Here is a 25,485-nt window from a genome sequence, read left to right as displayed (position 1 = left end):
GGTCGGAGGGGTACCCTGCCCCGGACAATGCGCGCGGACTGGGTGTCCGCGCGCATTGTCATTTCTTTAAGCCGGGCATCCGGTCCGTACGATCTAACCGTTTGATTCCGCGCAATTCCGGGCGGAAAACCGGCTTCCACTTTCCCTGGGATTGCCTAGGCCTCGACCGTATGCTCCGGCGCGGCTTGCACCAGTTGGGATTCGTGGGATTGAACCAGATTGAGGTACCGTTCGAACTGAGCGAGAATATCGGCAATCAACTGGTCGCGGGCCATTCCCATGACGTCATATCCGCGCGCGCCGCTGGCGAAGTAGGTCTTGGCCTCGTATCGGAACTGTGGTTTGCCGGCGCGATGTCCCGACAACAGCGGCAGCCGGTCCTTGTTCGGAAAGACACCGTAGACGAAGTCACGAACCCCATCGGCATGCGAGCGCAGGGCAACAGCTCCGTTTTCTTCCTCCTGCACAACCGTCTCGCGGCCGCGATTGCAGAGTTCCTTGGCGATCTGTTCGAGAGCCGGCCGCACCTCGTCGGCAATGAAGCGCTCGACTTCCTTCTGGCTTGGCGCATGGAGCATGAGCGCGAGCCTGCGCTGCCAGGTCAAACCTGCAGCAGGTTGCGCGGGCGGAGACAGAGGTGAAACCGCATTTGCGTGCTGCTGTGCCAGGTCGGCGCGCATGCCCTGCACCAACGCCAAGACCAGGGTGAGCACGACGAAAGTAAACGGCAGCGCACTGGCAATCGTCGCCGACTGCAACGCACCCAGTCCACCCGCCAGCAGCAAGCTCGCCGCGACCAGTCCTTCAAGGACACACCAGAAGACACGCTGTCCGGTTGTCGTTTCCGTCTCTCCGCCAGCCGCAATGGAATCGATCACCAGGGATCCGGAATCCGATGAGGTTACGAAAAAGACGGCCACCAGGATGACGGCCAATGTCGACGTCAGCCCCGAAAAGGGCAGATATTCGAAGAATTGGAAAAGCCCCACTGACACATCGTCGGCAACTGCCGCGCCCAATGCGCCAGCGGCAACACCCGTATCGATATAGATCGCCGTGTTGCCGAAGACCGTCATCCAGAAGAAGGTGAAACCAGCAGGAATGAACAACACCGCGACGATGAATTCACGAACCGTGCGGCCACGCGATATGCGGGCTATGAACATCCCGACGAACGGCGACCAGGAAATCCACCAGGCCCAGTAGAAGAGTGTCCAGCCGTCGATCCATGGCGTCGGTTCGTAGGCATAGATGTTGAACGTGCGCAGTACCAGAGTGTCGAGGTAGAGGCCGATATTCTGGACAAAGTCGCGAAAGAGGCTCGCGGTTGGCCCCACGACCAGCACGAAAAGCATCAGAAGAACGGCAACAACGAGATTGCTCTCGGAGAGGATACGTATGCCCTTGTCGAGGCCTGTCACGACCGAAACCGTCGCCAGTGCCGTGACCAGAGCAATCAAGGGCAGCTGGACTTGCGGCCCCATCGGCAAACCGACAAGGTAGTTGAGGCCGGCGTTGATCTGACTGACGCCAAGTCCGAGCGAGGTGGCAATCCCGAACATCGTGCCGACGATGGCGAAGATGTCGACCGCATGCCCGATGGGACCGTTGATGCGCTCCTTGAGCAGCGGATAAAGCCCCGAACGGATCGTCAGGGGCAGATTGTAACGGTAGCCGAAATAGGCGAGCGACAGCCCCACCACGGCGTAGATCCCCCAGGCATGGATACCCCAGTGGAAAAAGGTTACCGACATCGCCTCGCGTGTCGCCTCGATCGAGCGCGGTTCAGCTTTTGGCGGGCGCATGAAATGGGTCATCGGTTCACCGACCGCGTAGAACATCAGGCCGATACCCATGCCTGCCGCGAACAGCATGGCGATCCACGAGATGAACCGGAAATCCGGCGTGGAGTCATCCGGTCCCAGCTTCAGTTGGCCGTAGTTCCCCAGGCACAGCAGGAGAACGGTCGCCAGAAAGATGCCGACCGACAACAGATAAAGCCAACCGAAAGCATCCAGGATCGCCGACTGGAGCGCACCGAACATCGCGTCGGCCTGTTCAGGCATGACGATGCCGATGGCGAGGAAGAAGCCGATGATCAGAACCGAACCGAAGAAGACCGGCGGGTTGATGACGAATGATTTCAGCATTGTGCGTTGATCCCCCTTCAAATTTCGTCGACCGCCTGCTTGAGCAGCAACGCGGCACAACAAGCGTCGCTCCCGGATTCCGAGTCCAAAAATAGTCTAATGAACGCCTTCTTGCGTGAGTTTCTCGACTTGCTCCAGTTTCACCGAGGCAGGTTGTCCGCCCCACTCCGTTCTCATGAAATTTGCCAGGTCGACCATTTCCTGGTTGGAGAGCGTATCCGCAAAGCCCGGCATCTCTTGCATCACTTCGCCGTTCGGGTATCGCTGCCCAGGCACGCCATCGATGACAACACGAAGCAGATTGCCCGGATCCGAAAGTCGAAGACTGGTGTTCCTCGTCATCGGCGGCGCTACGTGCGGTTTGCCTTCCCCGTTGATGCCGTGACAGCCCGCGCAGACAGCAACGTAGACGTCACCGCCGCGTTCATGTGCATCAGGGTCGGTCACCTGTCTCTTCTCCGCGGGACGCTGCGTCAAGGGCGTGTCGGCCATCAGGTGCTTTTGAATCGCGGTGATGTCCTCCTCGCGCAGATACTGCGTAGAGTGCTCCAGCACCGGGAACATCTCGAGGGTCATGGTGCCCTGGGGTGCGATGCCCTCCTTCAGGAAGGTGCGCAGGTCTTCCGCGGTCCAGCCACGCTCGGCGAGTCCGGCGGGTGTCAGGCTCGGCGCCAGAATTCCCTCCCCGAGTTGGCCGCCTTCATAGGCTTGTCCCGGCTTCAGCCCGCCTAGCAGATTGCGTGGCGTGTGGCATTCCTGACAATGCCCGAGAACCTCCGTCAGATAAGCGCCCTCATGCGCTTCAGCCGAGAGCGATTCAGGCAATGATACCTTCGGATTGACGAGATTCCAGAAAGCAAGCAGCCAACGCTGGTCGAAGGGAAAGGCAAGCCCGTTTACGGGCTCCGCGCGCCTTACGGGTGTCTGCGTCATCAGGTAGGCGTAGATCGCGTCACTGTCTTCCTGGGTGATCGCGTGATAGGAGGTGTACGGCATCGCCGGATAGAGGTTTTGCCCATCCTTGCGCACGCCGTCGACAATCGCATGGAATAGGTCCCTGGAATTGTAGTCACCAATGCCCGTCTCCCCGTCGGGCGTGATATTGGTCCCATGGATCACGCCGAATGGCGTGTTGATCGGCAAGCCACCGGCGAAGGGAGTGCCATCGGGAGACTGGTGGCAGGCTGCGCAGTCGGCCGCGATTGCGAGATATTTTCCCCGGGCGATCAGCGCTTGCCTGTCGGATGAAAGCCTGGCCTCTGCAGCTTCACCGTCATAGGCCGACCTGACGGGCCAGAACACCACCAACAAGGCTGCTGCCGCGGCAACGAAAGCGAGGGCCAGCAACCATTTGATAACACGCATTATTTCAACAGCCCCGGCGTGTTCAACACGACCTCGCGCACGGCGCTGTAATAGCGGACATATCCCGTACATCGGCAGATGTGGTCGTTCAGCGCCTCCTCGATCACGGCTTCCAGTTGATCGCGACCCACGGGCTCACGCTGCAGGCGTTCGACGAGAACGGTCGCCGCGTTCACGAACCCCGGGGTGCAGTAGGAACACTGGAAGGAAAAATGGTCGAGAAAGGCCTCCTGTACTGGCGTGAGCGCGACCGCACCGTTTTCATCGCGCTTCGCATGTCCCTCGATCGTGCGGATCGAGCGGCCGTTGAAATAGTGCGCTCCGGTGATGCAGGTGCGCATCTCCCGACTCGTCCCATCCTCTTGATCGACAATGACCGTGCACGCGCGGCACAACCCCTGGCCGCAACCGAAACGGCTGCCGGTCAGGCCCGCATATTCGTGCAGGAAATCGATCATCATCAGCTCTTCGGGCACGGAGAGCGGCCCGATCTCTTCGCCATTGATCTTCAAGCTGAGGTCACGCGAGGGGATGCTCATATCAGCACCTCTTTGATTTTGTCCTCGGTCAGGGGCAAGTCGCGCATCCTGCGGCCGATAGCATGCGCCACGGCGTTGGCGATGGCGGGGATCGTTGGAATCTGCACCACTTCCGCAATGCCTTTCGGGAAATCCTCCTCCTGCGAGACGGGCAGGTAATTCGCGGTCTGGCTCCACACGGCGACATCCTTTCCGCGCGGCAACCGATAACGATTGAAGTTCCAGTGCCCCTGGCCCGGACCGCCTTCGTAAAGGGGCATTCCTTCGTAGAGCGCATGGCCAACAGCCATACCGATCCCTCCCTGAAGCTGGCCGGAAACGAACTCGGGCACGAGTATCCGCCCGCAATCGAGACTGGAATGATGGGAGAGAAGCTTCACCGCGCCGGTACCACGGTTGACGGTCAGTTCCACAAGCGCCGATACCGGCGCAAAGCGCGACCAGCTCGCATTGTCGAGCTGTGGGTCCATGTAATGAACGTTGCGCCGCTCGATCCGCCTCCATTGGTCGGATCCGGTCTGGATTGCGAGCCCGTCGAGCGGGCGGCGCGAGGTTTCGCCCAGGATGTCGAAATCGGCTTCCGACCAGCCCCAACGATCGAAGGCATGGACCATCGCGCCGGTAACAGCGCCCATGTCGTGGGCTTTTGCGGCAATCTCGGCAAGGGTCAAGGGGCGCCCGTCGGACAGAGTGAACACCCCGTCATTCCATCGGGCCGCGGCGGCACGATCTATGGAGGAACCCCACAGTGCTGCGGCGGCGGGAAGAATGCCGCGCTCGAAAATCAAACGTCCGGCCTCCTGCGTGCCGTGCGAAAAATAGAAGACGCTGTTGGTGGCGCTGGAGGCGGAGGCGAAAGCCGGGGTCCACCGGGGGTCCTGCTTCATCTCGTCCTGATGAGCCTTGTCCATCGCAAACGGGCTCATGGTGACGAACATTTCGAGCGGCGACCAATCCAGGGCGGCGCTCTCGGTCTCGTCGGCCGGTCTGCCGAACCAGCGTGCGCAAATCAGGGCCTGGGTGGAAACAGCCCCGGTGCCGATCTCGACGGCAATGTGGCGCAGCCTCACCTTGCCATCGCGCGTGAGCGAAATGGCGGCGGCGACGCCTTCATTCGAGTTGCCGAATCCCTTTTTGCCGATCGCATAGCCGACCCCATACCTTAGGGCCGGGTTGGCCGCTTCGAAGTCCGCCTTGCGTGTCTCCCGACCGACCCAGACCGGGTGTTGCCGATCGGCCTCGATCATCTCCTTCATGCGGCTCTTGCCGAGCGGCACCGCACCGGCGGAATTGCGTTGGCCGTTTTCGAGCGCGTTGACATGCCGCAGTTCCATGGGGTCGACGCCGAGTTCCTCGGCGATCTCATCGACCAGCATCTCCATGCCGATCTGCGCTTCGAGCGACCCGAACCCGCGCACCGAACCCGCGTGCGGCGCACGTGATGAACGGCCGATGGCCACGATGTCGTTCTTGGGCAGGTAATAGATGCCCTGCGCGGCGCCGGCCGCCACCTGGGTGACAGGTGTCGTATAGTTCTGCCGGCCGCCGCCATCGAGTTCGAGATCGCCGGCGAAGGATTGAAGCCTGAGGCTGCGCCGGTCCACCGCCAGCCGGTACCTCACACGCACAGGATGGCGCTTGATCGCCGTCTGGAAGTGCTCCTCCCGATCGAGTGCCAGGCGCACCGGCCGGCCTTGCGCGTGGAGCGCCGCAACAACGCCATAGTACGGAAAGGGGCTGTGTTCCTTCGTGCCGTAGCCGACCGTGTAGGCCGGGTGACCCTTGAGTTCCTGGACCTTGAACGTGCTCTTGTCGAGCATCGCCGCCGTGCCCGTCATCACCTCGTGCGGGCTTTGGCTCGCCATGACGATCTCCAGCCTGGCAGCCTCCTCGTCGAACCAGCAATTGCAGTTGTCCGGCTCCAATGCGGCGGCATCGATGTAGGGAGAATAATATTCGCGTTCGACGACGTGCCAGTCGGAGGGAGGGTTGTCCAATTCGGAGCGGATCCTATCCGCGTGGAACATACCGCGGGCATTCACGTCGCCGCCGGCGTCGGGGGTCGGCCACCGGACCTCGTGGTCTTTATAGCTGGCGAAAACATAACCATCGTCGACCGGATTGAAGACGTCTGTCTCGCCCTTGGCACCTTCGGCGCCTTCGATCCGCACGAAACGGAAGTTCGCATAAGGGTCGCGCGTGACAGGCCCCGTGGTCTCACCGAACCGGACAATCCTGCCGCGGTTCGCCTGGTACGTGCGCTTGGCCACGGCGAACCGGGCGAAATCGTTGTAGATCAGGATGGCGAGAGGATGGCCAAGGAAAAACGGCACCTCGCCTTTTGGCAGCAACATCCGCGCGCCAAAGGTGAATGGGTCATAGAAATCGAGGCCGGCCTTTGTCGTTTCTTCTGCGGTGACGATGACATCCGGCTGGAGATCCTCTCCCAGGCCGGAGAAATCAAGCCCAATGAACGGGGCGTCCGCCCTGTCCGCAAAGACCATGAATGCATGGGCCTGGTCGTCCGGCCAGTCGGGCATGTCGCGCGCGCGGATATCCCGGGCGAAAACCTTTCCACCGGTCACCTTGGCCAAACCGTCCATACGACGCTTCAGCCGGCCGGTCTGCGACGCTGCGGGCGCCATCTGGATCTTCTTTTCCAGAAGCGCCGCTCGAGCGGATTTGAGCGGGGCGGTGGTGACGGCAATGCCGGCGGCGGTGAATTTCAAGAAGTCTCTGCGGGTCGAATGCATGAGCTGATCTCGCAGAATGTATGTGCGGGCGCGCGCAGATGAAAACGGGTGTCTGCGGGCATGTCCAACCGCCGACAGGACGGCTTTCGCCCGAGCATAGGTGCAGATTCGACCGGGAACCAACCATAAAAATGACCAGTTTTCACGAACCGGGTTTGGAGCGATGTAAAAACCGTGATCATTTTTGAATAAACAGCACTAGGGCGACAATACATTTTTGCAGGCGCCTTGCGTTGCATGGAAATCCGGATCCACAAACGCGCCGACGGCGGGAGACCCGGGCGAGGGTGAGGTTTCCGGCACGTAGATCGTAAGCTTGTATGCCGCCGTCACTGGAACGATCTCGTTCATGTTCTCCCTCTTTCCCGTTCTCGGCAGCAAGGCACATAAGGCCGTTGAGAAAGTTCCCGGTTTGCGCACGGCACAATGCGCAAATCGCGAAGCCTACCTTCCCATAATGCAAAGACACGCGCCCGGCCGTTGCACTACCTTCGGAACCGTTCGGACGGGCCGGGTCGAGCCGGCGAACGTCAAACCGGGAGCGCCGCCGCCCATCGCGGTGTCCTGAAACAAGTCAATTCAGCAAGCGTAATGGAAAGCGAGCGATGCAACGTTCATCCAGTCCCCTCCCGCGGGAACAAACGAGCAATGATCCGTCGGTGAGCCGACGGCAGGCAGAGGCACGGGAGGAACGCCTGGCGGTCCTCCCACGCATCTGCGGATCCATACTGGACACCGTCGGCAACACGCCCGTCGTGCGGATCAACAAGCTCGCGCCAGAAGGCGTGGAGGTCTACGTGAAGCTCGAGGCGTTCAATCCGCTGGGTTCCGTGAAGGACAGGCTGGCGCTCGGCATTATCGAGGCGGCCGAACGCGACGGCACGCTGAAGCCGGGCCAGACGGTCATCGAGGCGACCAGCGGAAACACCGGCATCGGACTGGCAATGGTCTGCGCCCACAAGGGCTATCCGCTGGTCGTGACGATGGCGGAGAACTTCAGCGTCGAGCGCCGGCGCCTCATGCGCTATCTCGGGGCCCGCGTCATCCTCACGCCGGCGGCGGAGAAGGGCAGTGGGATGCTGAACAAGGCCAGGGAGCTTGCAGACAAGCACGGCTGGTTCCTGTGCCGCCAGTTCGAGAACGAGGCCAATGCCGACATGCACAGCCGCACCACCGCGATGGAGATTCTCGCCGATTTCGGTGAGAACGGACTCGACTACTGGGTCACCGGCTTCGGCACCGGCGGCACGCTCAAGGGGGTTGCGCGCGTCCTGAAGGAGAAGAGCCCCGGGACAAGGATCATCGCCACCGAGCCCGACAATTCTCCGCTGCTCGGCAGCGGGGTCACGCAGAGCTATCGCGACGACGGCAGCCCGGCGGCGAGCCACCCGATCTTCCGCCCGCATCTCATGCAGGGCTGGTCCCCCGACTTCATCCCGAAACTGACGAACGACGTTCTGGAGGCGCAGTTCATCGACCGTCTCGTGCCGATCAGCGGCGCCGACGCCCTGGAATACGCCCGTGCCCTGGCGCGGCAGGAAGGTATCTTCTGCGGCATCACGGCGGGCGCGACCTTCGCGGCGGCCCTTCAGGTCGCCCGCGAGGCGCCAAAGGGCTCGCGCATCCTGGCCATGCTGCCCGACACCGGCGAGCGCTATCTGTCGACGCCGCTCTTCGACGACATCACGGACACGATGAGCGACGAGGAGATGGAGATATCCGCCTCCACCCCGTCCTACAGGTTCGATGCGCCCTCGCAGGCCGCGCCCGCCGCCGACGGCGCGGCCATGCCGGAGCCCACGGAGAAGGCGCGGGACTTCGTGGAGCAGGTGATTTCCGATCCCGACGAACCGGTCGTGCTCTTCGCGCTCGAATGGTGCGAATTCTGCTGGTCCGTTCGCAAGCTCTTCGCGGCGGCTGACGTCCCCTTCAGATCCGTCGATCTCGATTCGGTCGCCTACCAGGAAAACAACTGGGGCGGCGACATCCGCGTGGCCCTGCGCAAAAAGACCGGCGCACCGACCATCCCGCAGATATTCGTCGGCGGCGAGCATGTGGGCGGGTGCACCGAAACTCTGGATGCCTTCAAGGACGGCCATCTCCAGGACCTCCTGAAGGCGAAGGGCGTGTCGTTCGACGCATCGAAATCGGTCGATCCTTATGAGTTCTTCCCGAAATGGCTGCATCCGCGATGAAACACCTCGCCGCTCAAGAGGCCGCGGCGTCCGTTCTCGATCACGCCGCGTTTCATGCCAGGCGCTACCGCAACGGCTTACCGCCCTTGCATCCCTCGGTAGACGTCAAGCATCTGCGCCGGCTCTTCGACTGCGGCCTGCCGGATCGAGGGCGCAATCCCTTCGACGTGATCGACGATCTGGTGAGCGCGGCCGAGCCCGGTCTCGTGGGCAACACGCAGGCCGGCTTTTTCGCCTGGGTGATGGGCGGCTCGCATCCCGCCGGCGTCGCCGCGGACTGGCTCACCTCGGCCTGGGGGCAGAACGCCGCCATCCACCAGTGCTCTCCGGCTGCCGCGACCGCGGAAGAAATTGCCGCCAAATGGCTGCTGGAACTCCTTGATCTGCCGCGCGAGAGCTCCGTCGGGTTCACGACCGGCGCGACAATGGCGGGCTTCATCAGCCTGGCGGCGGCAAGAGGCGAGGTTCTGCGCCGCTCGGGCTTCGATCTCAACGAAGCCGGCCTGCAAGACGTGCCCAAGGTGAACATCTTCATCAGCGACGAGGCGCACGCCTCCAACTTCGCGGTTCTGCGCTATCTCGGCTTCGGGGAGCGGAACTTCATCCGCATTCCGACCGACGGTGAGGGCGTGCTGGATTGCGCCGCGCTTGAGGCGGCACTGAAGCACGAAACCGGACCCGGCATCATCGTCTGCCAGGCCGGTCACATAAACTCCGGTGCCTTCGACCCGTTCGAGCCGCTTGCCGATCTCGCCGCCGAGCACGGAAGCTGGCTGCACGTCGACGGCGCCTTCGGCCTCTGGGCGCGCGCGGTGCCGGAAATGAAAGCGCAGTGCCGCGGCATCGAGCGCGCCCACTCCTGGGCCGTCGACGGGCACAAATGGCTTCAGGTGCCTTATGACTCGGGCTTTGCCATCGTTCGCGACGCGGACGCCCACCGCCGGGCGATGGACATCACCGCCGGCTATCTTTCCCATGACGCGCAGGACGGGCGCAATCCCACCCATTTCGGGCCAGAGCTGTCACGCCGCGCCCGCGGCTTTGCCACGTGGGCGATGCTGCAGGTCATGGGCCGGCAGGGGATCGTGGAGATGGTGCGCGCTCACCACCTGTGCGCACGGGCGATAGCCGACCGTCTCGCGAACACACCGGGCATCCGCATCGAGAATTCGGTCTGCCTTAACCAGGTGGTGCTTTCGTTCCATGGCAAGAAAACCAATGCCGCGATGCCGGATCATGCGGACGCCCTCGCAGCAGCGCTCAACGAGAGCGGCCGCTTTTTCTTCCGGACTGCAGACTGGCGCGGGCGGAGAGTTCTGCGGATTTCGGTGATCGGCTATGCGACGGACATCGCTTCGGCAATCTCCGCCGCGGACGCCATCGAGGCGGAGTGGATGAAGATCGCATGCTGAACAGCATGTCACGAAGGGGCGGGACCTTTCTGCCGACCGTGCATTCTCGGTCTTGCTTCACACGGCGGCAGGTGCTGGTGATGGGCGGCGGCGCACTTCTGGCTGTCGTGCCGGCGCTTGCGGCGGGCGCGCCGACCGGCGGTGCCTGGCGGGACAGCGCAGATGCGCGCGCCGTCACGGGTGCCGCCGCGCCCGTTACCGAGGGCATCACCCTTCATCTGCCGAATGTCAGTGACAGCGGCGCGTTCTTGCCGCTTCGCCTCTCGGTCGAACATTCCCGGGACGACTTCCCCGACACAGTGCACGTGATCGCGCCGGAAAACCCCTTCCCGCGCGTGGCAGTCTTCCGCTTCACGCCCCTTGCCGGCCGTGCCCGGATCGCCACGCGCATCCGCCTCGACGTAAGCCAGACGGTGATTGCCGTGGCGCGGATGCGTTCCGGCACGGTTCGGGTGGCCGAGCGCGCGATCCGTATCGCCTCATCGGGCTGTATCACGCCGGCAGACGGTGACTGGTCGGAGGCGATGCGGACGCGCGTGCGCGCGCCCGTCTTCGAAGCCGGCGTTCCGGGCGAGGTGGTCACGCTCATCAAGCACCCGATGGAGAACGGGCTGGGGCCGGACGCTCCGCCCAAACGTATCATCGAGCGCTTCGAGGCCCGGCTCGACGGCGAACCGGCGCTCGCGGCCACCTTAGGCCGCTCGGTGGCCGCCGATCCCTATCTGCGTTTCCACCTGGCGCCACGGGCGCCGGGCACGCTGCGGCTCGAATGGCGCGAGAATACCGGTCGGCGCGCCGTGGAGCGGTTGAGGGTCGAGGTCCGCTAGATCAGTTGATTCAACGCAATTCCGGACGGAAAACCGGCTTCCACTTTTCCTGGAATTACTCTAAGCGCCGTCGGGCTCGAGTGCGCAAATCCCCAAACCTTGCTTCCCCAATTGCAAAGACGGCCCTCCGGCGGGCTGCTATCAAGTAATCAGGATCGCCGACGCCGGGTAGACCCCTGTGGGCGGGCCGCGGCGCGGCCTCGAACGACGGGAGGAAGAAAATGATCATCGCACGTTGGTATTGCTATGCCCGCTTCGGCAAGAAGCCGGAGCTCATCGACCGCATCAGGAATTGGTGGGAAACGATCGGCAAGGAGATCGGCCAGACCGATTACGCCATCTACACCGGCAGCATCGGCGCCGAGGAAGCGCTCGTCACAGTGGACGTGAGGGTTGCAAGCCTAACCCAGCTCAGCGAGCAGTGGGAGAAGCTGGCGGCCCGCGAAGATCACAAGGCGTTCGGCCGAGACATCGAGCCGCTTCTCGTCAGCGGTAACACCCGCTGGGAAGTCCTTCGGGCGGTAACCTGATACCCTTGGATCGGAGGTGGCTGCTGACAGCCGCGCAGCCGCAGCGACGCCACCTCGATCCACTCATCACCACGCGCGCAGCTCCGCGCGGACGACACACTGTAGCCGTGAAGACAAGCTGCAACGGGCTATGAAGACATGCGACGATTGCGAAACGGTGCAGGCGTGAGGTGGGCTGCAGCCCGCGTTCAGCGGCGGCCTTTTCAAGCGGAGATCGTCGATATCGCCCTGTGGAGATCTGCACGCAAGCTCGTGCGGCGAAGCGGGCTGGCCGCTCCTGCGCAGGCGCGGCGTAGAGCGGAGGACGCGAGTTTCGATGGTGATGCCGATGGAGCACGGACATGGCATACGATCGCCGCAATCTGTCACGTGCTCGTGAGGGAACAAGGCATCCTATGACCAGCATTGGCGGACCGCATCGGTCCGCATCTTTGGGCATGGGGGGTCGGCGGCGTACTCGACAGCATCCACCCGCCAATAGGGCGGGTGGATGCTGTCGAAGCTGCAAGCGTGCTTCAGCGGCCCATAAGTTTGCTCGAGTAGCGGTTGGCGTGCGCCACCACCTCGTCGGCGTCGGTGTCTGCGTCGACCATGACGAACGGTCCTGACCAGACCGGTTCGACTTCTTCTCCGTTCATATGAGCATAAAAGGCATCGGCGACCGCAACGCCGCTGTCGTCGATGGAGCGCAGAGGCGATGCACTGAGCCAACCTTCTTCAATCGCCTGGATCTCGTCGCCCGTACCGCCGAAGCCGAGCGTATAGATATCGTCGGACCTGCCGGCCGCCTTGACGGCCTGGCCGATGCCGAGCCCTACGGCTGTCGACACACCATAGATCAGATCGAGATCCGGATGCGCAGCTAAAAGGTTCTCCGTCGCTTCATAGGCCTTCACCCGGTCGAAATCGGTGTGCACACCGATGATGACTTCGATGTCGGGATGTTTTTCCATGACATCGGTGAAGCCCTCCATCCGCTGATCGCTCACCACGCCGGCCACGCCCTGGAGAACGGCGACCTTGCCCTTTCCTCCGAGCTTTTCGGCCGACCATTCGCCAGCCACGCGCCCGCCCTCGTAATGGTCGAAGGCGATGTACTGCATGGCCCGTGCCGTCTCGTCCTCGTGCGGCTCCAGGAAGTTGTAGACGACCGTTGGAATGCCCGCCTGCTTCAGCTTGCGCAGCCCCGGAATGGCCGACTCGTATTCGGTCGCCCCGAGGAAGACATAGTCGGCGCCGCGCTGGATGACCGATTCCACCTGGGAGAGCTGACCGGCGTGATCGGCGGCGTTGGCGACTGCGAGTTGGAGTACTTCGTGCTCGACGCCCAACTCGTCCAGCCGCGCGCGCATTGACCAATAGACCCGTTCCCAGGCGTCAGAGATATCGAAGGACGGGGACAGATAGGCAATTTGGACCGGCTCCTCCTGCGCCCGCGCGTCGGTGGCCAAAGGCAGCGCCATGACGGCGCCCATCGCCGCGGCCAGAAGTGCGCTTCTTCTCGTCAGCATTTTCGTTTCCTCCCTTTTGGTTTGACGTGATCAGCGAGCGCGGCTCCGCGACAGCGCCTTGCGGTTGCGGAGCCGGTCTATCCAGGAGATCCTGTTCTCCTTGATGTTGTTGATGGTGACGGCGCAGATCACGATCGCGCCGATGGCGACAAGCTGCCAGAAGAACTCCACGCCGGCGATCACCAGAGCATTGTTCAGGAGCGAAAGAAGGATCGCCCCGAGCAGCGTGCCGTAGAGCGTGCCCTTGCCGCCGAACAGGCTGGTGCCGCCGATGATGGTCGCGGCGATGATGTGGATTTCCATCGCCGTCCCCAGCGTCGCCTGCGTGCCGTCGATGCGCGCCATCCACAGCAGTCCCCCGAGCGCCACCGCAAGACCCATGAAGGCATAGACGGCCACCTCGACACGGCTGACCGCGATTCCGGCGAGCCGCGCCGCCTCGCGGTTGCCACCGACGGCGCGAATGTGCACGCCGAAGCGCGTGTGGTTGAAGATGACATGGGTCAGCAGGACAAAGGCGGCGGCCACCAGAATCGGCACGGGAACACCGAGCACCTCACCCTGGCCGAGCCAGAGGAGCTCCGGCGGCAGACCGTAATAGAGCTTGCCTTCCGAGTGCAGGAGCGCGATGCCGCGGAAACCGACCATGGTCCCGAGCGTCGCGATCAGCGCCGGCACAGCCAGGAAGGCGATGACAACGCCGTTGAAAGCGCCGAGCGCCGCCGCCAGGGCAAACATGACCAGCACGGCCAGGGGCCAAGGAGTGCCCGACTCGATCATGCCGAAGGCCACGCATGTGACGACGGCCATCATCGAGCCCACCGAAAGATCGATGCCGCCCTTGGTGATGACGAGCGTCATGCCCATGGCGACGATGACATAAGTCGACGCCTGGGTCAGCACGTTCAGCAGGTTCGAGTAGGTGGCAAAGCGCGGGTTGATCAAAGCGAACACCGCGATAAGAACCAGGATGGCGAGTGTCAGGCCGACCGCCTCAAAGCGGAACCGGCGGTCGGCGTGGCCGATGGACTTCACGAACTGTTCCGTGGAGGTCATTGCCATTGTCCCCTTCCCTCCTCAAGCGTGCCCGACGGTGATCATCGAGACGATGTCCGCGCGGCTGACGGCGGATCTTTCCACCACCCCAACCATCGCACCGTTCTTCATGACCGCAATCCGGTCGGCGATGGAAAAAACGTGCTCGAGATTGTGGCTGATCATCAGCACCGTCATGCCCTTGGCTTTCAGCCGCACGACGAGATCGAGGACTTTCTGCCCTTCATCGACGCCGAGCGCGGCCATCGGCTCGTCCATGATCAGGAGATCCGGCTCCGAAAGAAGCAGCCGGCTGATGGCGATGGTCTGGCGCTGGCCACCCGAAAGGCGGCGCACGGGTTCGTTGAGCGTCGGCAGGCCGATCGAGAAGTTCTGCAGCAGCTCCCGCGTTCTGCGCCGCATCTCCGCCTTGTCGAGTGCCCTGAAGAAGCCGGCGACCGGTTTCGTCAGCTCGCGACCCAGGAAAACGTTCTGCGGCACGTCGAGTTCGTCGATGAGGCCGAGACTCTGATGCACCGTCTCGATCCCCCGGCCGCGGGCGTCGGTGGGTCGTTTGAAGGCGACGGGCTCGCCCTTCAGCCGGATCTCCCCTTCATCGGGGATGATCGATCCCGAAAGGACCTTGATCAGCGTGGATTTGCCCGCACCATTGTCGCCGACCAGCGCCAGAATCTCGCCCCTGCGCACGTCGACGTCGACGTCGCGCAGCGCACGCAGCCCACCATAGTATTTGTTGAGGTTGCGCGCCGAAAGCAGGGAGCCGTGCGCCTGCTGCCCTTCTGGATCCATCTCATGCTCCTCCCGTTCACATGCGACACGCGGGAGCGCATCAGAACACGCTCCTCCACGCGCCCGGCCGAAGCCGCGGCGTTCCCGGAACTCCTCCCCCGGTTCTGTCACAATGAAACGATATTGAAGCAAAGTCGCCGTCGCGACGTCTATTCAATCAAGTTTGCAAACAATCTTGCAGATCACCGGCATTGCATCTTGACTTGCCGGCGTTGCTCGACCTTCATTTCGCCGTGCACTGCGTTTGGGAGGGAGGAGCCCGGATGCTCAGGATCAATCCAGCCTACGAAGTTATCGTTTGCGCGCCGACGGAGTCGTTCCGCTGGTACGTGCATGACTATCCCCATCATCTGGCCAAGTGGCACTACCACCCCGAATACGAGTTACACCTCATCCAGGGATCCACCGGCAGGATGATGATCGGCGACTATGTCGGTCCCTTCACGCCCGGCACACTGGTCCTGACCGGGCCGAACCTTCCACACAACTGGGTGAGCGACATCGGCCCGAACGAGCGCATCACCGACCGCGACATGCTCATCCAGTTCAGCGAGGAGTTCGCGCGTTCGCTGATCTCCGGCTTCGCCGAACTGAAGGATATCCAGGCGATGCTGGAGGAGTCCGTCTACGGGCTCGAGTTCACCGGCGACGCGGCGGAGGAAGGGCGGCGGCTGCTCGGCGCGATCGGCGAAGCCGGCGGCCCACGCAGACTCATTCTCTTCATCGAGCTGATGGCGGCGCTGGCGAACGCGCCTTCGCAGCGGCGCATGCTGTCGCGCTGCGCGCCGGCCATCGGCGTCTATACGAGCCAGTCCAAGCGCCTGCAGAACGTCATCAACTATATCTTCGAGCACTACCGCAGCGAAATCCCGATGAACCACGCAGCGAAGCTCTGCGGAATGGAGATCAGCACCTTTTCACGCTTCTTCAAAAAGCAAACCGGCCACACCTTCGTGCGGTTCATCAATCAGCTTCGCGTGCACCACGCCTGCACGCTGCTTGCCGAAACCGATCTGAGCGTCACCGAGATCTGTTTCGATTCCGGCTTCAACAACACGGCCAACTTCAACAGACAGTTCGCCACCATCTGCGGCCAGACGCCATCCGAATACCGGCGCAGCAGCCGCGCCGTGACGGCGCCCTGGGCCGCCTGACCGAGGGCGGCGGCAAGCAGGCGCCGATGTCATGAATGTTTGCAACTGGTCCATGATCGACGTAGCCGCCCTCCCCGCTCCGGCCTAGGCTCCGGCAGAGGCAATGTGAAAAGGGGAGCATCTTGGCACACGGTTCGTCTCACGATCTTGCCGCCGACACGCGCGCGCTGGTTCTCGAGGAAAAAGGCAGGCTGTCGCTCAGGCCCTTCGAAGTTGCAGAAGCGCTCGGGCCGACGGATGTACGGATCGCCGTCCATACCGTCGGCATCTGCGGCTCCGACGTGCACTACTATACCCATGGCGCCATCGGGCCCTTTGTCGTGCGCGAGCCGATGATCCTCGGACACGAGGCCTCCGGCACGGTGGTCGAGGCCGGGGCAAACGTGCGCCACCTCGCGGTCGGCGACCGCGTGTGCATGGAGCCCGGCATCCCGGTGCCGACGTCGCGCGCCTCCAGACTGGGCCTCTACAATCTCGATCCCGAGGTGCGCTTCTGGGCCACGCCACCCGTACACGGCGTCCTGCGCAGGAGCGTCGTCCACCCGGCCGATTTCACCTTCAGGATCCCGGACAATGTGAGCTTCGCCGAGGCCGCCATGGTCGAGCCGTTCGCAGTCGGCGTCCACGCCATCAACAAGGCGCGTTGCGCGGCAGGGCATACCGCGGTCATCATGGGCGCCGGGCCGATCGGCCTCTTGACGGCCGTGGCGGCACTGGCCGGTGGATGCGCCCACGCGATCGTGAGCGACATCGACGATACGAAACTCGAGATCGCCGGCACACTGGGCCGGATCTCCACCGTCAATGTGGCAAAGAGCGATCTGGCAGCCGAGGTCTCGAGGATCACCGGCGGCTGGGGTGCCGACGTCGTCTACGAATGCTCGGGCAACGAGAAGGCCGCTTCTTCGGTGTTCGAGGTCCTGCGGCCCGGCGGTGTGTGCGTGTTCGTCGGCATTCCCCTGGAGCCGATCGCCTATGACGTCGCCGCGGCACAGATAAAGGAGGCGCGTGTCGAGCACGTGTTCCGCTATGCGCATGTCTTCCCGAACTGCCTGGAAATGCTGTCGGCCAAGACCTTCGATGTCACACGCCTCATCACCCGCACCTTTTCCTTCGAGGAAAGCGTCGAAGCCTTCGAACTTGCCGCCCGTGCACCCGCCGGCGAGGTGAAGATGCAGATTGTTCTTGGCAACCGATAGGGAGATGAAAATGGATTTCACCGGCAAAACCGTGATCATCACCGGCGCCGGAAAGGGCATCGGACGAGAGACGGCACGACTGCTCGCCGGCAGAGGCGCCCGGGTCACCGCTCTTTCGCGAACCCGGGCAGATCTCGACAGCCTCAAGGATGAGATCGATTGCCGGTGCGTGGCCGTCGACCTGGCAGACGCGGCGGCGGCGCGCAGCGCCGCGCGGGAGGCGGCGCCGGCCGACTATCTCGTCAACTGTGCGGGCATTAATGTTCTCCAGTCCTTTCTGGAGGTGACCGACGAGGCGTTCGATCTGGTCCATGCGGTCAACACGAAGGCGGCGATGATCGTCGCGCAGGAATATGCGCGCGCCCGCGTCGAAGCGGGCGGCGGCGGCGCGATCGTCAACGTCTCCAGCATTTCCTCGATGATCGGCTTCGACGACCACGCCTCCTATTGCGCCTCGAAAGGGGCGATGGACGCCATGAGCCGCGTCATGGCGAACGAACTCGGCAAGCATTCCATCCGCGTCAACTGCATCAATCCCATCGTCACGATGACGGAACTGGCAGCAAGGGCATGGAGCGATCCGGCAAAGTCCGAACCGGTCTTGAACCGCATCCCGATCGGCCGGTTCGCCGAGACCCCGGATATCGCCGAAGTTATCGCTTTCCTGCTGAGCGACGCGGCGGCGATGGTCAACGGGCTGGCCATTCCCATCGACGGCGGCTTTCTCGTTCGGTGATGCGGCACACGGATTGCGCCGCGGTGCTCCCTTGTGCCGGTGCGGGAAGCTAGGTTACGTCAAGGCGCGGACCGGCGGCTGGGCAATCGCCCGGGATCTCACCGCGGGTCCAATGGCGGAGAGCGCAAGATGTGCTGAAGCATCTGCGTGCCGGCGAGCCGTCGCCGATCATCTTCGCAGCGCCAGCAGTTCTTCCCGGCGACCGTCATGAACATCCGCAAGTCCGCGGAAAGACAGACGCGGCAGCAAGGCACCAAGCCTTCAGGTGCGGGTCTTGTCGCGGTGGCCGTCAGAACGGCTCATGAGGAAGTTTGCGCCTTCCAGGCGAGATAGACCGCTTGCCGGGCTTCACGGTCCTGAATGGGGTTGTAGAAGACGACCGGTTCGGCACGGGCCTTCCCAAAGGCGGCCGTCAGCACTTCCGTGAACGCCGGATCCTCCGGTTCGTTCGACCACAATGCGAATACGCCGCCGGGCAGGAGATGCTCGGAAAGCTTCTTCAGCCCCTGAAACGTGTAGAGCACCGCGTTTTCAGACTTCAGGACGTGGCGGGGTGAATGGTCGATATCGAGCAGGATAGCATCGAAGCGGGAAGCCGGGTTGAGCGGATCGAAGCCGGTCTCGGGCGAGCGTGCCATGGCGAAGAAGTCACCATGTACGAAGCGGCATCTCTTGTCCGCGGCAAGCTGCTTGCCAAGCGGCAGCAGACCCGCCTCATGCCACTCGATCACCGGCTTCAGCGCATCGATGACGATGAGCGTGCGCACCCCGGGATCGTCAAGCGCGGCCGCCGCGGTGTAGCCAAGCCCGAGCCCGCCGACCGCCACTTTGTACCCCTCTCCGGAGAGCGCGCGAAGTGCCAAGGTTGCGAGCGCCTTTTCCGATGCCGTGAATTTCGACGACATCAGGAACTCGTCGTTCAACTTGATCTCATAGATATCCTCGCCGCTCGCGATGTCACGCCGCCGCCTAAGCGAGAGCGCGCCGAGCGGCGTGATTTGATAGTCGAGTTCTTCGAAGTACCGGCTCAAGCGGCTACCTTTCCTGTTTTTGATGCGGGCTTCAGGCAGTTGGACGTGACGAACCGCCGATGGCCCCGCTCATCCAAAGCCGCGACCCGGGCAACGACGATGCCTGATGCGGCCACCACCCGCACGGCGGCACGAATTCTCCATCGACGCCGAAGTGCGTCGGATGGACGTTGGTGGGGCCGCGAACCACCCCAACGCGAGCACGCGGCTCACCAGACGGTGTATCCTCGCGCGCTGCACGCGTCTCAGGATCGTGAGACGAAAATGCCGCTCGACAGGGCCTGTCACGTCTCCTCTCGTTTTCGGGAGAAACCTGCAGGGACCGGAAAAGTCGATCCTGATCAGTCGGACAGCAACTGCTGGTGCTCCCCCTAACATCGTTCTCCGGTTCTTTGTAGGGGAGAAGCCGTCCGGCCTCAGTCTCGCTCAGCGCAATCCCGAACCGCGCGGCATTTCTGCAAGGCAGCCATGCACCGGCATCTACAGCTTTCAAAATGAGACCGCTATCGCTAAAGGGAGAAATATTGCGCTGCAACATCATCTCCTCCTTGCGGTCTCAAATGTCGCGCATTCGCGCTGTCCGCTCACGCTCTGGAGCGGGGACGGCGCGTTGAGAGCGCTCCGACATCCCTCCGCGTTCCACGCCCCTTTTAGTGTAGCGCTGTTTTACAATCGAGGTTTCTCTTCAATGCTCTTTTCCAGGATCCGCGATGAGTGGTTCGGCAATATTCGTGGTGATCTCCTCGCGGGGCTCGTCGTCGCCCTTGCGCTCATCCCGGAGGCCATCGCCTTTTCCATCATCGCGGGCCTCGATCCGAAGGTCGGCCTCTACGCCTCCTTTTCGATTGCCGTGATCATCGCCTTCACCGGCGGGCGCCCTGGCATGATTTCGGCTGCAACGGCGGCCACCGCCGTCCTCATGATCACGCTCGTCAAGGATCACGGGCTGCAATATCTGCTCGCCGCGACGGTGCTCGCCGGTGTGCTGCAGGTTGCGGCGGGGCTATTCCGACTCGGCGACCTGATGCGGTTCGTGTCGCGATCCGTGATCACCGGCTTCGTTAATGCGCTCGCCATCCTCATCTTCATGGCGCAGATCCCCGAGCTCGTCGGCGTCCCGCAGATGACGTATGTGATGGTCGCGGGCGGACTGGCGATCATCTACCTGTTTCCGCGCCTGACCAGGGCGATTCCTTCGCCACTCGTCTGTATCGTGGTGCTCACGGCCATTGCGCTCTATTTCGGCATGGATTTGAGAACCGTCGGCGACATGGGTGAACTGCCGTCCACCCTGCCTGTCTTCCTCCTTCCCGACATACCTTTGAGCCTGGAGACATTGACGATCATCCTGCCCTATTCGGCGGCGGTGGCGATCGTCGGCCTGCTCGAATCGCTGATGACAGCCTCCATTGTCGACGAGTTGACCGACAGCCCCAGCGACAAGAACCGCGAGTGTATCGGCCAGGGCGTCGCCAATGTGGCGACCGGCTTCCTCGGCGGCATGGCGGGCTGCGCGATGATCGGCCAGTCCGTGATCAACATCAAGTCGGGCGGGCGCGGCCGCCTCTCGTCGCTCGCCGCCGGCGTTTTCCTCTTGTTCCTGATCGTGGTCCTGGGCGACTGGGTCAGCATCATACCGATGGCCGCGCTCGTCGCCATCATGATCATGGTGTCGATCGGCACCTTCTCGTGGACCTCGATCAAGAACTTGCGCGAACATCCGCGTCGCTCCTCGATCGTCATGGTGTCGACGGTGGTGGCGGTTGTCGTCACGCACAATCTTGCGATCGGCGTGCTCGTCGGTGTGCTCCTGTCGGGGCTCTTCTTCGCCTCCAAGGTGGCGCAGATATTCCGCGTCTCCTCAACCCTCTCGGATGATCGCAAGGAGCGCGTCTATACGGTCGAGGGGCAGGTGTTCTTCGCCTCGGCGGACGCGTTCGTCAAGGCATTCGATTTCAAGGAGGCGCTGGAGCGCGTCCGCATCGATGTCGGACGCTCACAGATCTGGGACTTGACCGGCGTCGCCGCGCTCGACACGGTGGTCTTGAAGTTCCGCCGCGAAGGCACCGACGTCGAACTGGCCGGAATGAACGAAGCGAGTGCGACGCTCGTCGACAAGCTCGCCATCCATGACAAGCCCGGCGCATTCGAACGCCTCATGGGCCATTGAGGGAGGAACGCATGTCCAAGATACTGGCTCTGGTCGACGGGTCGATCTATGCCGACAGCGTCTGCGGGATCGCCGGCTGGGCGGCCCTGAGAACCGGCCTTACAGTCGAGGTCGTCCATGTCCTCGGGCGCCGCATGTCTAGCAGTTTCGATCTGAGCGGGGGGCTTGAGCCGGGCCAGCGCTCCGCGCTTCTGGAAGAATACACCCGCCTCGACGAGCAGCACGGCAAGCTTGCCCAACAGAAGGGACGCGCCTTGCTCACCGCGGCGAAAACTACGCTCGACGGCATCGGCGTTGCCAAGGTGGAAACGACCCTGCGCCGCGGAGACCTCCTGGAGGCACTGGCCGATCTGGAAGCCGATGCGCAGATCGTCGTCATCGGCAAGCGCGGGGAAGCGGCCGATTTTGCCAGGCTGCATCTTGGATCGAACCTCGAACGGGTGGTCCGCAGCGCGAAGGTGCCGGTCCTGGTGGCGGCGCGCGCCTTCACCCCGTTCGACCATTTTCTCATCGCCTATGACGGCGGCAAAAGCGCAAGCCGTGCCGTCGACTACGTCGCCGCAAGCCCCCTCTTGAAGGGCCTGCGGTGCACCATCCTGTCGGTCGGGGCGGAGACGCCGGAAAACCGCTCCCGGCTCGAGGCACCGGCCTCGCTGCTCAGGAATGCCGGCCTCGACGTCGACGCGCAGCTCTCCAACGGCGAGCCCGAGGAGGTCATCAGCGCAAAGGTCGAGGCCGAAAACATCGGCTTGCTCGTCATGGGCGCCTACGGCCATTCCCGGATCCGCAGCTTGATTATCGGAAGTACCACGACCGAGATGGTGCGGCGCTGCAAAATTCCAGTCTTGATGTTTCGCTGATCTGTGATCAGGTACAGGCCATGGACGACAATGCCTACGCCGAATTGCTGCAGAAGTTCCGGCCGAGGCTCGAGCAGGAGCTGGCCGAAATCGATCGTCTGAGCACCGACAACGCGAATTGGAGTGCTCCCGTGGAACTTGACCAGCAAAGCGTCGGTCGGGTTTCGCGTATCGATGCCATGCAGATGCAGGCGATGTCCCAAGCGGTTCAGCGCCGCCGCATGCACCGACGGCACCTGCTCCTGCAGGCTCTCAAGCGCATGGACGAAGGAGAGTTCGGCTACTGCACGGAATGCGGCGAGGAAATTCCCCCGGGGCGCCTGAACGTCGATCCGACATTCGCTGCCTGCGTGCGGTGTGCGACGTAACACCCAGCAAACGCAACATAAGCAGCAATGGCGGCCAACTAGGCGGTTCCCTCGGGAACCAGATCCTCCAGGATGATAGCTTCGGCTTCGCTCAGTCGTTGCCGCTGCAGCCGGAGCGTTACCGCCGCCACCCGCATCATCCCACTCATTTCCTTTTTGGTGAAGCGGCCGGCGTTGTCCGCGATATGCTCCAACTCTTCGGCAAGATCCATGTCATCGTACATCTCTCGACTCCTGTCGGGTAATTGGGACTACGTCCGCGCCTGATGGCCGGAACCGTATCTGCGCAGATAACTTCCGATCTGGCGAACGGCAGCCTGTCCAGCATCGCGGTCCAGAAGGAATTTCATAGCCTCGCCTCGTTTCTCGGTGCTCGAAGCCTGCGGCCGAGAAGAGCCGCACGTTGGAGTATAGCCAGGAGAATCCGAACGCGTTCGCAGCCCGGCAAAGCCACGGCTTTGACCGCTCAGGCGGCAAGGACCACGAGCGCCGATCGGTAAATCCGGATCGGCTCACCGGAGCCATGGCAGACGCGAAACGCCCTGTGCCGACCTGTCCGGTCTCTCCGGTCCCTGCATGAATACAAGGGGATGAGCGAGAGATAAGCCATCCTCCGGTACACTTCAACCGGCAGCGCGGCCGAGAGAGACTATTGGGCTTCGCTACTGCTGGCGCATCAAACCGCGTCCGCAGGTTCAAGGATTTCCGTCGCATCGTCGCTCGCTACCACGAATTCGCCAGGAACGTCCTTCCGTCCGTCGCTCTCGCAGCGCTCATCGCTTTCCCGGGTTTGAACGAGCCTGGACCTGGCCGGGATTGACGCGCGTCACGTCCTGTGTGACATTTCTATTAGACCGACCGGTCTATTCTTAACATCGACGAGGAGAACACTCATGACCAAGCAGTCCTTCATCCGACTCCGGCATCTCCTGTCCTCCGCCGCTTTCGGCCTGATGGCGCTTGCGGCATTCGCCGCGGGACCTGCAGATGCGCAATCCAGCAAGGAGGCCTTGGCGATCAAAGCCGACGATCCGTCGCTGGAATGGGGCCCCTGCCCCGCATTCATGCCGGAAGGATGCTCGATCGCCGTGCTTCAGGGCAAGCCGAGCGAGCCACGCACCGACATCTTCTTCCGCCTCGAAGGCAATACCGGCGTCGACCGTCACCTGCATACCTCGGCGGAGCGCATGGTGCTGGTCGCAGGCGAGATGAGCGTCGACTATGACGGCCAGGAGTCGGTGACGCTCGGGAAGGGAACCTATGCCTATGGTCCACCGGAGCTTCCGCATTCGGCCGACTGCATCTCGAGCGAGCCTTGCGTACTCTATATCGGCTTCAACGAGCCGGTCGACGCCATGCCCGCCACCCCAACCGATTGATGAGGGGCTTTCCGAAGCCGACGATCCGACTGAACGGAACGCTGCATCGGAACAGGCCGCTGCTTTCACCCTCAGCCAGAAAGGAAATGCCGTCATGACCACAGCCATTGAAACCCGGCGCTTCGACAAACCCGATGACCTGCTCGATATGAAAGAATGCGGTGGTATCGCCATCATCAAGATGGGTACCGGAGCGACCGGAATGCACGCCGTATTCGAACCTGGCTGGACCTGGGAAAAGGATGAAAAGCCTCTTCTCGGCAACCCGGACTCCTGTCCGATGCACCACACCGGCTATTGCATCGCCGGCACGCTCGTCGTCCGCATGCTCGATACCGGAGCGAAAACGAAAATCGCGCCCGGCGATTTCTTCGAGATTCCGCCGGGCCACGACGCCTATGTCGAAGGCGACGATCGCGTGGAACTGATCCTCTTCGCGCCGCCCGAACACCAACACTGACCCGCGGCGCGCCTGACACTCACGCTTGGCGTCAGCGCGGCCCGCCATCTGTAAGGCCGCCCCGCGAACCAGCGGGGCGGCCTTGACCTTCGGCGCCCGGGAGCCGATTTTCGCTCCCCAAGGACAACGAGCTGGATGTTCTCGATGAGCGATTCCACCAAGGAGCGCATGCTCGACGCGGGGCTGAGGATGCTCCTGCGCCATGGCTACAATGATCTCGGCATCCAGGCCGTGCTGCAGGAAACGGGCATGCCGAAAGGGTCGTTCTACCACCACTTCAAGAGCAAGGAGGATTTCGCCCTTCAGGTCATCGACCTCTATATGAGCGAAGTGCACAATGGGCTGGACGGTTCCTTGGGCGACCGCTCCCTGCCGCCACTGGATCGTGTGCGGAAGTTCTTCGAATCGACACGAGACAAGTATCAGGAGGAAGGGTACCTCGGCTGCATGCTCGGCGGCCTGGGTCAGGAGTTGTCCGGGGTCAGCCCTGTTTTTCAGCAGAAGATCGAGTCATGCCTGTCCATCATCGCGGGCCGCATCAAGGACTGCCTGGAGGAGGCGCGCGACCGAGGCGATCTGCCTTCCGGCTCGGACCTGCAGTTGTTGGCCGACCTGGTGGTGAATTGCTGGGAGGGGGCCGCCCTGCGCAGCCGGCTGCGTCGCGATCCGACACCTCTCGATACCATGCTCGACTTCTACTTTGCTTCCCTCGCCTCGTCGCCCAGCACACCGGCGTAGAAGTCCCGAACGCGGTGATCTGCAGTGTCGTTGGGAATGCCGCAGTCGGGCGGAAATATGTCGTTCGCCTCTAGCTGCCTCATCTGAACCTTGTGTTATCTCGGGCATTCCGACGAGACAAGGCGCAGTCGGTATCCGGTGCGCTTGGATGGTTCAGCTGCGACCAGACCTCGATATCCGTGAGGTTGGGACTGTTCCCGGGCCAAAAGGCGCTCGGAAAATGTGGGCTGCCGACGTGTTGGAGGCGAAATCATGATCGCTGT

General features: G+C 62.7%; 23 protein-coding genes. 13 read left to right on the top strand and 10 right to left on the bottom strand.

Translation table 11 applies throughout. The features are described from left to right. Nucleotides 1-155 precede the first annotated feature (155 nt). The 5 genes from ACFP9U_RS10480 to ACFP9U_RS10460 form a co-directional block, all read right to left on the bottom strand. Nucleotides 156-2,150, bottom strand: coding sequence for a BCCT family transporter (locus ACFP9U_RS10480; RefSeq protein WP_378621179.1), 1,995 nt, complete (start codon nt 2,148-2,150; stop codon nt 156-158). 96 nt (nt 2,151-2,246) lie between these two features. Further along, a complete protein-coding gene (locus ACFP9U_RS10475; protein ID WP_378621178.1) occupies nt 2,247-3,515 on the bottom strand; it encodes a cytochrome c in 1,269 nt (422 codons plus the stop codon). Further along, on the bottom strand, nt 3,515-4,054 hold the full coding sequence (locus tag ACFP9U_RS10470; RefSeq protein WP_322452375.1) for a (2Fe-2S)-binding protein: 540 nt from the start codon (nt 4,052-4,054) through the stop codon (nt 3,515-3,517). The genes ACFP9U_RS10475 and ACFP9U_RS10470 overlap by 1 nt, the downstream gene beginning before the upstream one ends. Next, entirely contained in the window at nt 4,051-6,783 is a 2,733-nt protein-coding gene (locus tag ACFP9U_RS10465) for a xanthine dehydrogenase family protein molybdopterin-binding subunit (protein WP_378621176.1), read from the bottom strand. Before ACFP9U_RS10465 ends, ACFP9U_RS10470 begins: the two co-directional genes overlap by 4 nt. A gap of 222 nt (nt 6,784-7,005) precedes the next feature. Continuing rightward, a complete protein-coding gene (locus ACFP9U_RS10460) occupies nt 7,006-7,158 on the bottom strand; it encodes a hypothetical protein (protein WP_378621175.1) in 153 nt (50 codons plus the stop codon). 308 nt (nt 7,159-7,466) lie between these two features. Here ACFP9U_RS10460 and cysK point away from each other — a divergent pair, with 308 nt between their 5' ends. The 4 genes from cysK (at nt 7,467) to ACFP9U_RS10440 (ending at nt 11,771) form a co-directional block, all read left to right on the top strand. Then, on the top strand, nt 7,467-9,002 hold the full coding sequence (gene cysK / locus ACFP9U_RS10455; protein ID WP_378621173.1) for a cysteine synthase A: 1,536 nt from the start codon (nt 7,467-7,469) through the stop codon (nt 9,000-9,002). After that, complete coding sequence (locus tag ACFP9U_RS10450) at nt 8,984-10,414, top strand: pyridoxal phosphate-dependent decarboxylase family protein (protein ID WP_378621172.1); 1,431 nt, start codon at nt 8,984-8,986, stop codon at nt 10,412-10,414. Before cysK ends, ACFP9U_RS10450 begins: the two co-directional genes overlap by 19 nt. A gap of 80 nt (nt 10,415-10,494) precedes the next feature. Next, a complete protein-coding gene (locus ACFP9U_RS10445; protein WP_378621170.1) occupies nt 10,495-11,241 on the top strand; it encodes a thiosulfate oxidation carrier protein SoxY in 747 nt (248 codons plus the stop codon). Between the two features lie 221 nt (nt 11,242-11,462). After that, nucleotides 11,463-11,771 (top strand): hypothetical protein, encoded by a 309-nt coding sequence (locus ACFP9U_RS10440; protein ID WP_378621168.1) that lies wholly within the window; start codon nt 11,463-11,465, stop codon nt 11,769-11,771. Nucleotides 11,772-12,286: 515 nt separating this feature from the next. Here ACFP9U_RS10440 and ACFP9U_RS10435 read toward each other — a convergent pair. The 3 genes from ACFP9U_RS10435 to ACFP9U_RS10425 are packed head-to-tail and all read right to left on the bottom strand — an operon-like array spanning nt 12,287 to nt 15,127. Next, nucleotides 12,287-13,282 (bottom strand): sugar ABC transporter substrate-binding protein, encoded by a 996-nt coding sequence (locus ACFP9U_RS10435; RefSeq protein ID WP_378621166.1) that lies wholly within the window; start codon nt 13,280-13,282, stop codon nt 12,287-12,289. A 30-nt stretch (nt 13,283-13,312) separates the two neighbouring features. Further along, a complete protein-coding gene (locus tag ACFP9U_RS10430; protein WP_378621165.1) occupies nt 13,313-14,344 on the bottom strand; it encodes an ABC transporter permease in 1,032 nt (343 codons plus the stop codon). A gap of 15 nt (nt 14,345-14,359) precedes the next feature. Beyond that, nucleotides 14,360-15,127 (bottom strand): ATP-binding cassette domain-containing protein, encoded by a 768-nt coding sequence (locus tag ACFP9U_RS10425; protein ID WP_378621163.1) that lies wholly within the window; start codon nt 15,125-15,127, stop codon nt 14,360-14,362. 263 nt (nt 15,128-15,390) lie between these two features. On the opposite strand from ACFP9U_RS10425, the gene ACFP9U_RS10420 reads away from it, so the two are divergent. The 3 genes from ACFP9U_RS10420 (at nt 15,391) to ACFP9U_RS10410 (ending at nt 18,216) form a co-directional block, all read left to right on the top strand. Further along, entirely contained in the window at nt 15,391-16,281 is an 891-nt protein-coding gene (locus ACFP9U_RS10420) for an AraC family transcriptional regulator (protein WP_322452366.1), read from the top strand. Nucleotides 16,282-16,403: 122 nt separating this feature from the next. Further along, nucleotides 16,404-17,480 carry an NAD(P)-dependent alcohol dehydrogenase gene (locus ACFP9U_RS10415; RefSeq protein ID WP_378621162.1) on the top strand — a complete coding sequence of 359 codons (1,077 nt, stop codon included), beginning with the start codon at nt 16,404-16,406 and terminating at the stop codon, nt 17,478-17,480. A gap of 10 nt (nt 17,481-17,490) precedes the next feature. Then, entirely contained in the window at nt 17,491-18,216 is a 726-nt protein-coding gene (locus ACFP9U_RS10410) for an SDR family oxidoreductase (RefSeq protein ID WP_378621160.1), read from the top strand. A gap of 299 nt (nt 18,217-18,515) precedes the next feature. Here the strand turns inward: ACFP9U_RS10410 and ACFP9U_RS10405 are convergent, their stop codons facing one another. Then, nucleotides 18,516-19,247 (bottom strand): spermidine synthase, encoded by a 732-nt coding sequence (locus ACFP9U_RS10405; protein ID WP_378621159.1) that lies wholly within the window; start codon nt 19,245-19,247, stop codon nt 18,516-18,518. 688 nt (nt 19,248-19,935) lie between these two features. Here ACFP9U_RS10405 and ACFP9U_RS10400 point away from each other — a divergent pair. From ACFP9U_RS10400 to ACFP9U_RS10390, 3 genes are read left to right on the top strand one after another with little or no spacing between them, the layout of a single operon-like run. Then, entirely contained in the window at nt 19,936-21,417 is a 1,482-nt protein-coding gene (locus ACFP9U_RS10400) for a SulP family inorganic anion transporter (protein WP_378621157.1), read from the top strand. An 11-nt stretch (nt 21,418-21,428) separates the two neighbouring features. Further along, nucleotides 21,429-22,277, top strand: a complete 849-nt coding sequence (locus ACFP9U_RS10395) for a universal stress protein (protein WP_378621156.1) — start codon at nt 21,429-21,431, stop codon at nt 22,275-22,277. A gap of 20 nt (nt 22,278-22,297) precedes the next feature. Continuing rightward, complete coding sequence (locus ACFP9U_RS10390) at nt 22,298-22,645, top strand: TraR/DksA family transcriptional regulator (protein ID WP_322452360.1); 348 nt, start codon at nt 22,298-22,300, stop codon at nt 22,643-22,645. A gap of 38 nt (nt 22,646-22,683) precedes the next feature. On the opposite strand, the gene ACFP9U_RS10385 is transcribed toward ACFP9U_RS10390, so the two are convergent. Next, the gene (locus ACFP9U_RS10385; protein WP_322452359.1) at nt 22,684-22,869 is read right to left on the bottom strand and encodes a hypothetical protein; all 186 of its coding nucleotides are present in this window, start codon (nt 22,867-22,869) and stop codon (nt 22,684-22,686) included. 669 nt (nt 22,870-23,538) lie between these two features. Here ACFP9U_RS10385 and ACFP9U_RS10380 point away from each other — a divergent pair. The 3 genes from ACFP9U_RS10380 (at nt 23,539) to ACFP9U_RS10370 (ending at nt 25,222) form a co-directional block, all read left to right on the top strand. Beyond that, the gene (locus ACFP9U_RS10380; protein WP_378621154.1) at nt 23,539-24,024 is read left to right on the top strand and encodes a cupin domain-containing protein; all 486 of its coding nucleotides are present in this window, start codon (nt 23,539-23,541) and stop codon (nt 24,022-24,024) included. A gap of 94 nt (nt 24,025-24,118) precedes the next feature. After that, on the top strand, nt 24,119-24,484 hold the full coding sequence (locus ACFP9U_RS10375) for a hypothetical protein (protein WP_322452358.1): 366 nt from the start codon (nt 24,119-24,121) through the stop codon (nt 24,482-24,484). 144 nt (nt 24,485-24,628) lie between these two features. Beyond that, nucleotides 24,629-25,222 carry a TetR/AcrR family transcriptional regulator gene (locus tag ACFP9U_RS10370; RefSeq protein ID WP_378621152.1) on the top strand — a complete coding sequence of 198 codons (594 nt, stop codon included), beginning with the start codon at nt 24,629-24,631 and terminating at the stop codon, nt 25,220-25,222. Nucleotides 25,223-25,485: the final 263 nt, after the last annotated feature.

It is taken from the genome of Nitratireductor sp. GCM10026969 (assembly GCF_042660605.1).
Classification (GTDB): Bacteria; Pseudomonadota; Alphaproteobacteria; order Rhizobiales; family Rhizobiaceae; genus Chelativorans.
Note: the sequence above shows the minus strand (reverse complement) of the source record. Positions and strands in the feature narration are given on the sequence as shown.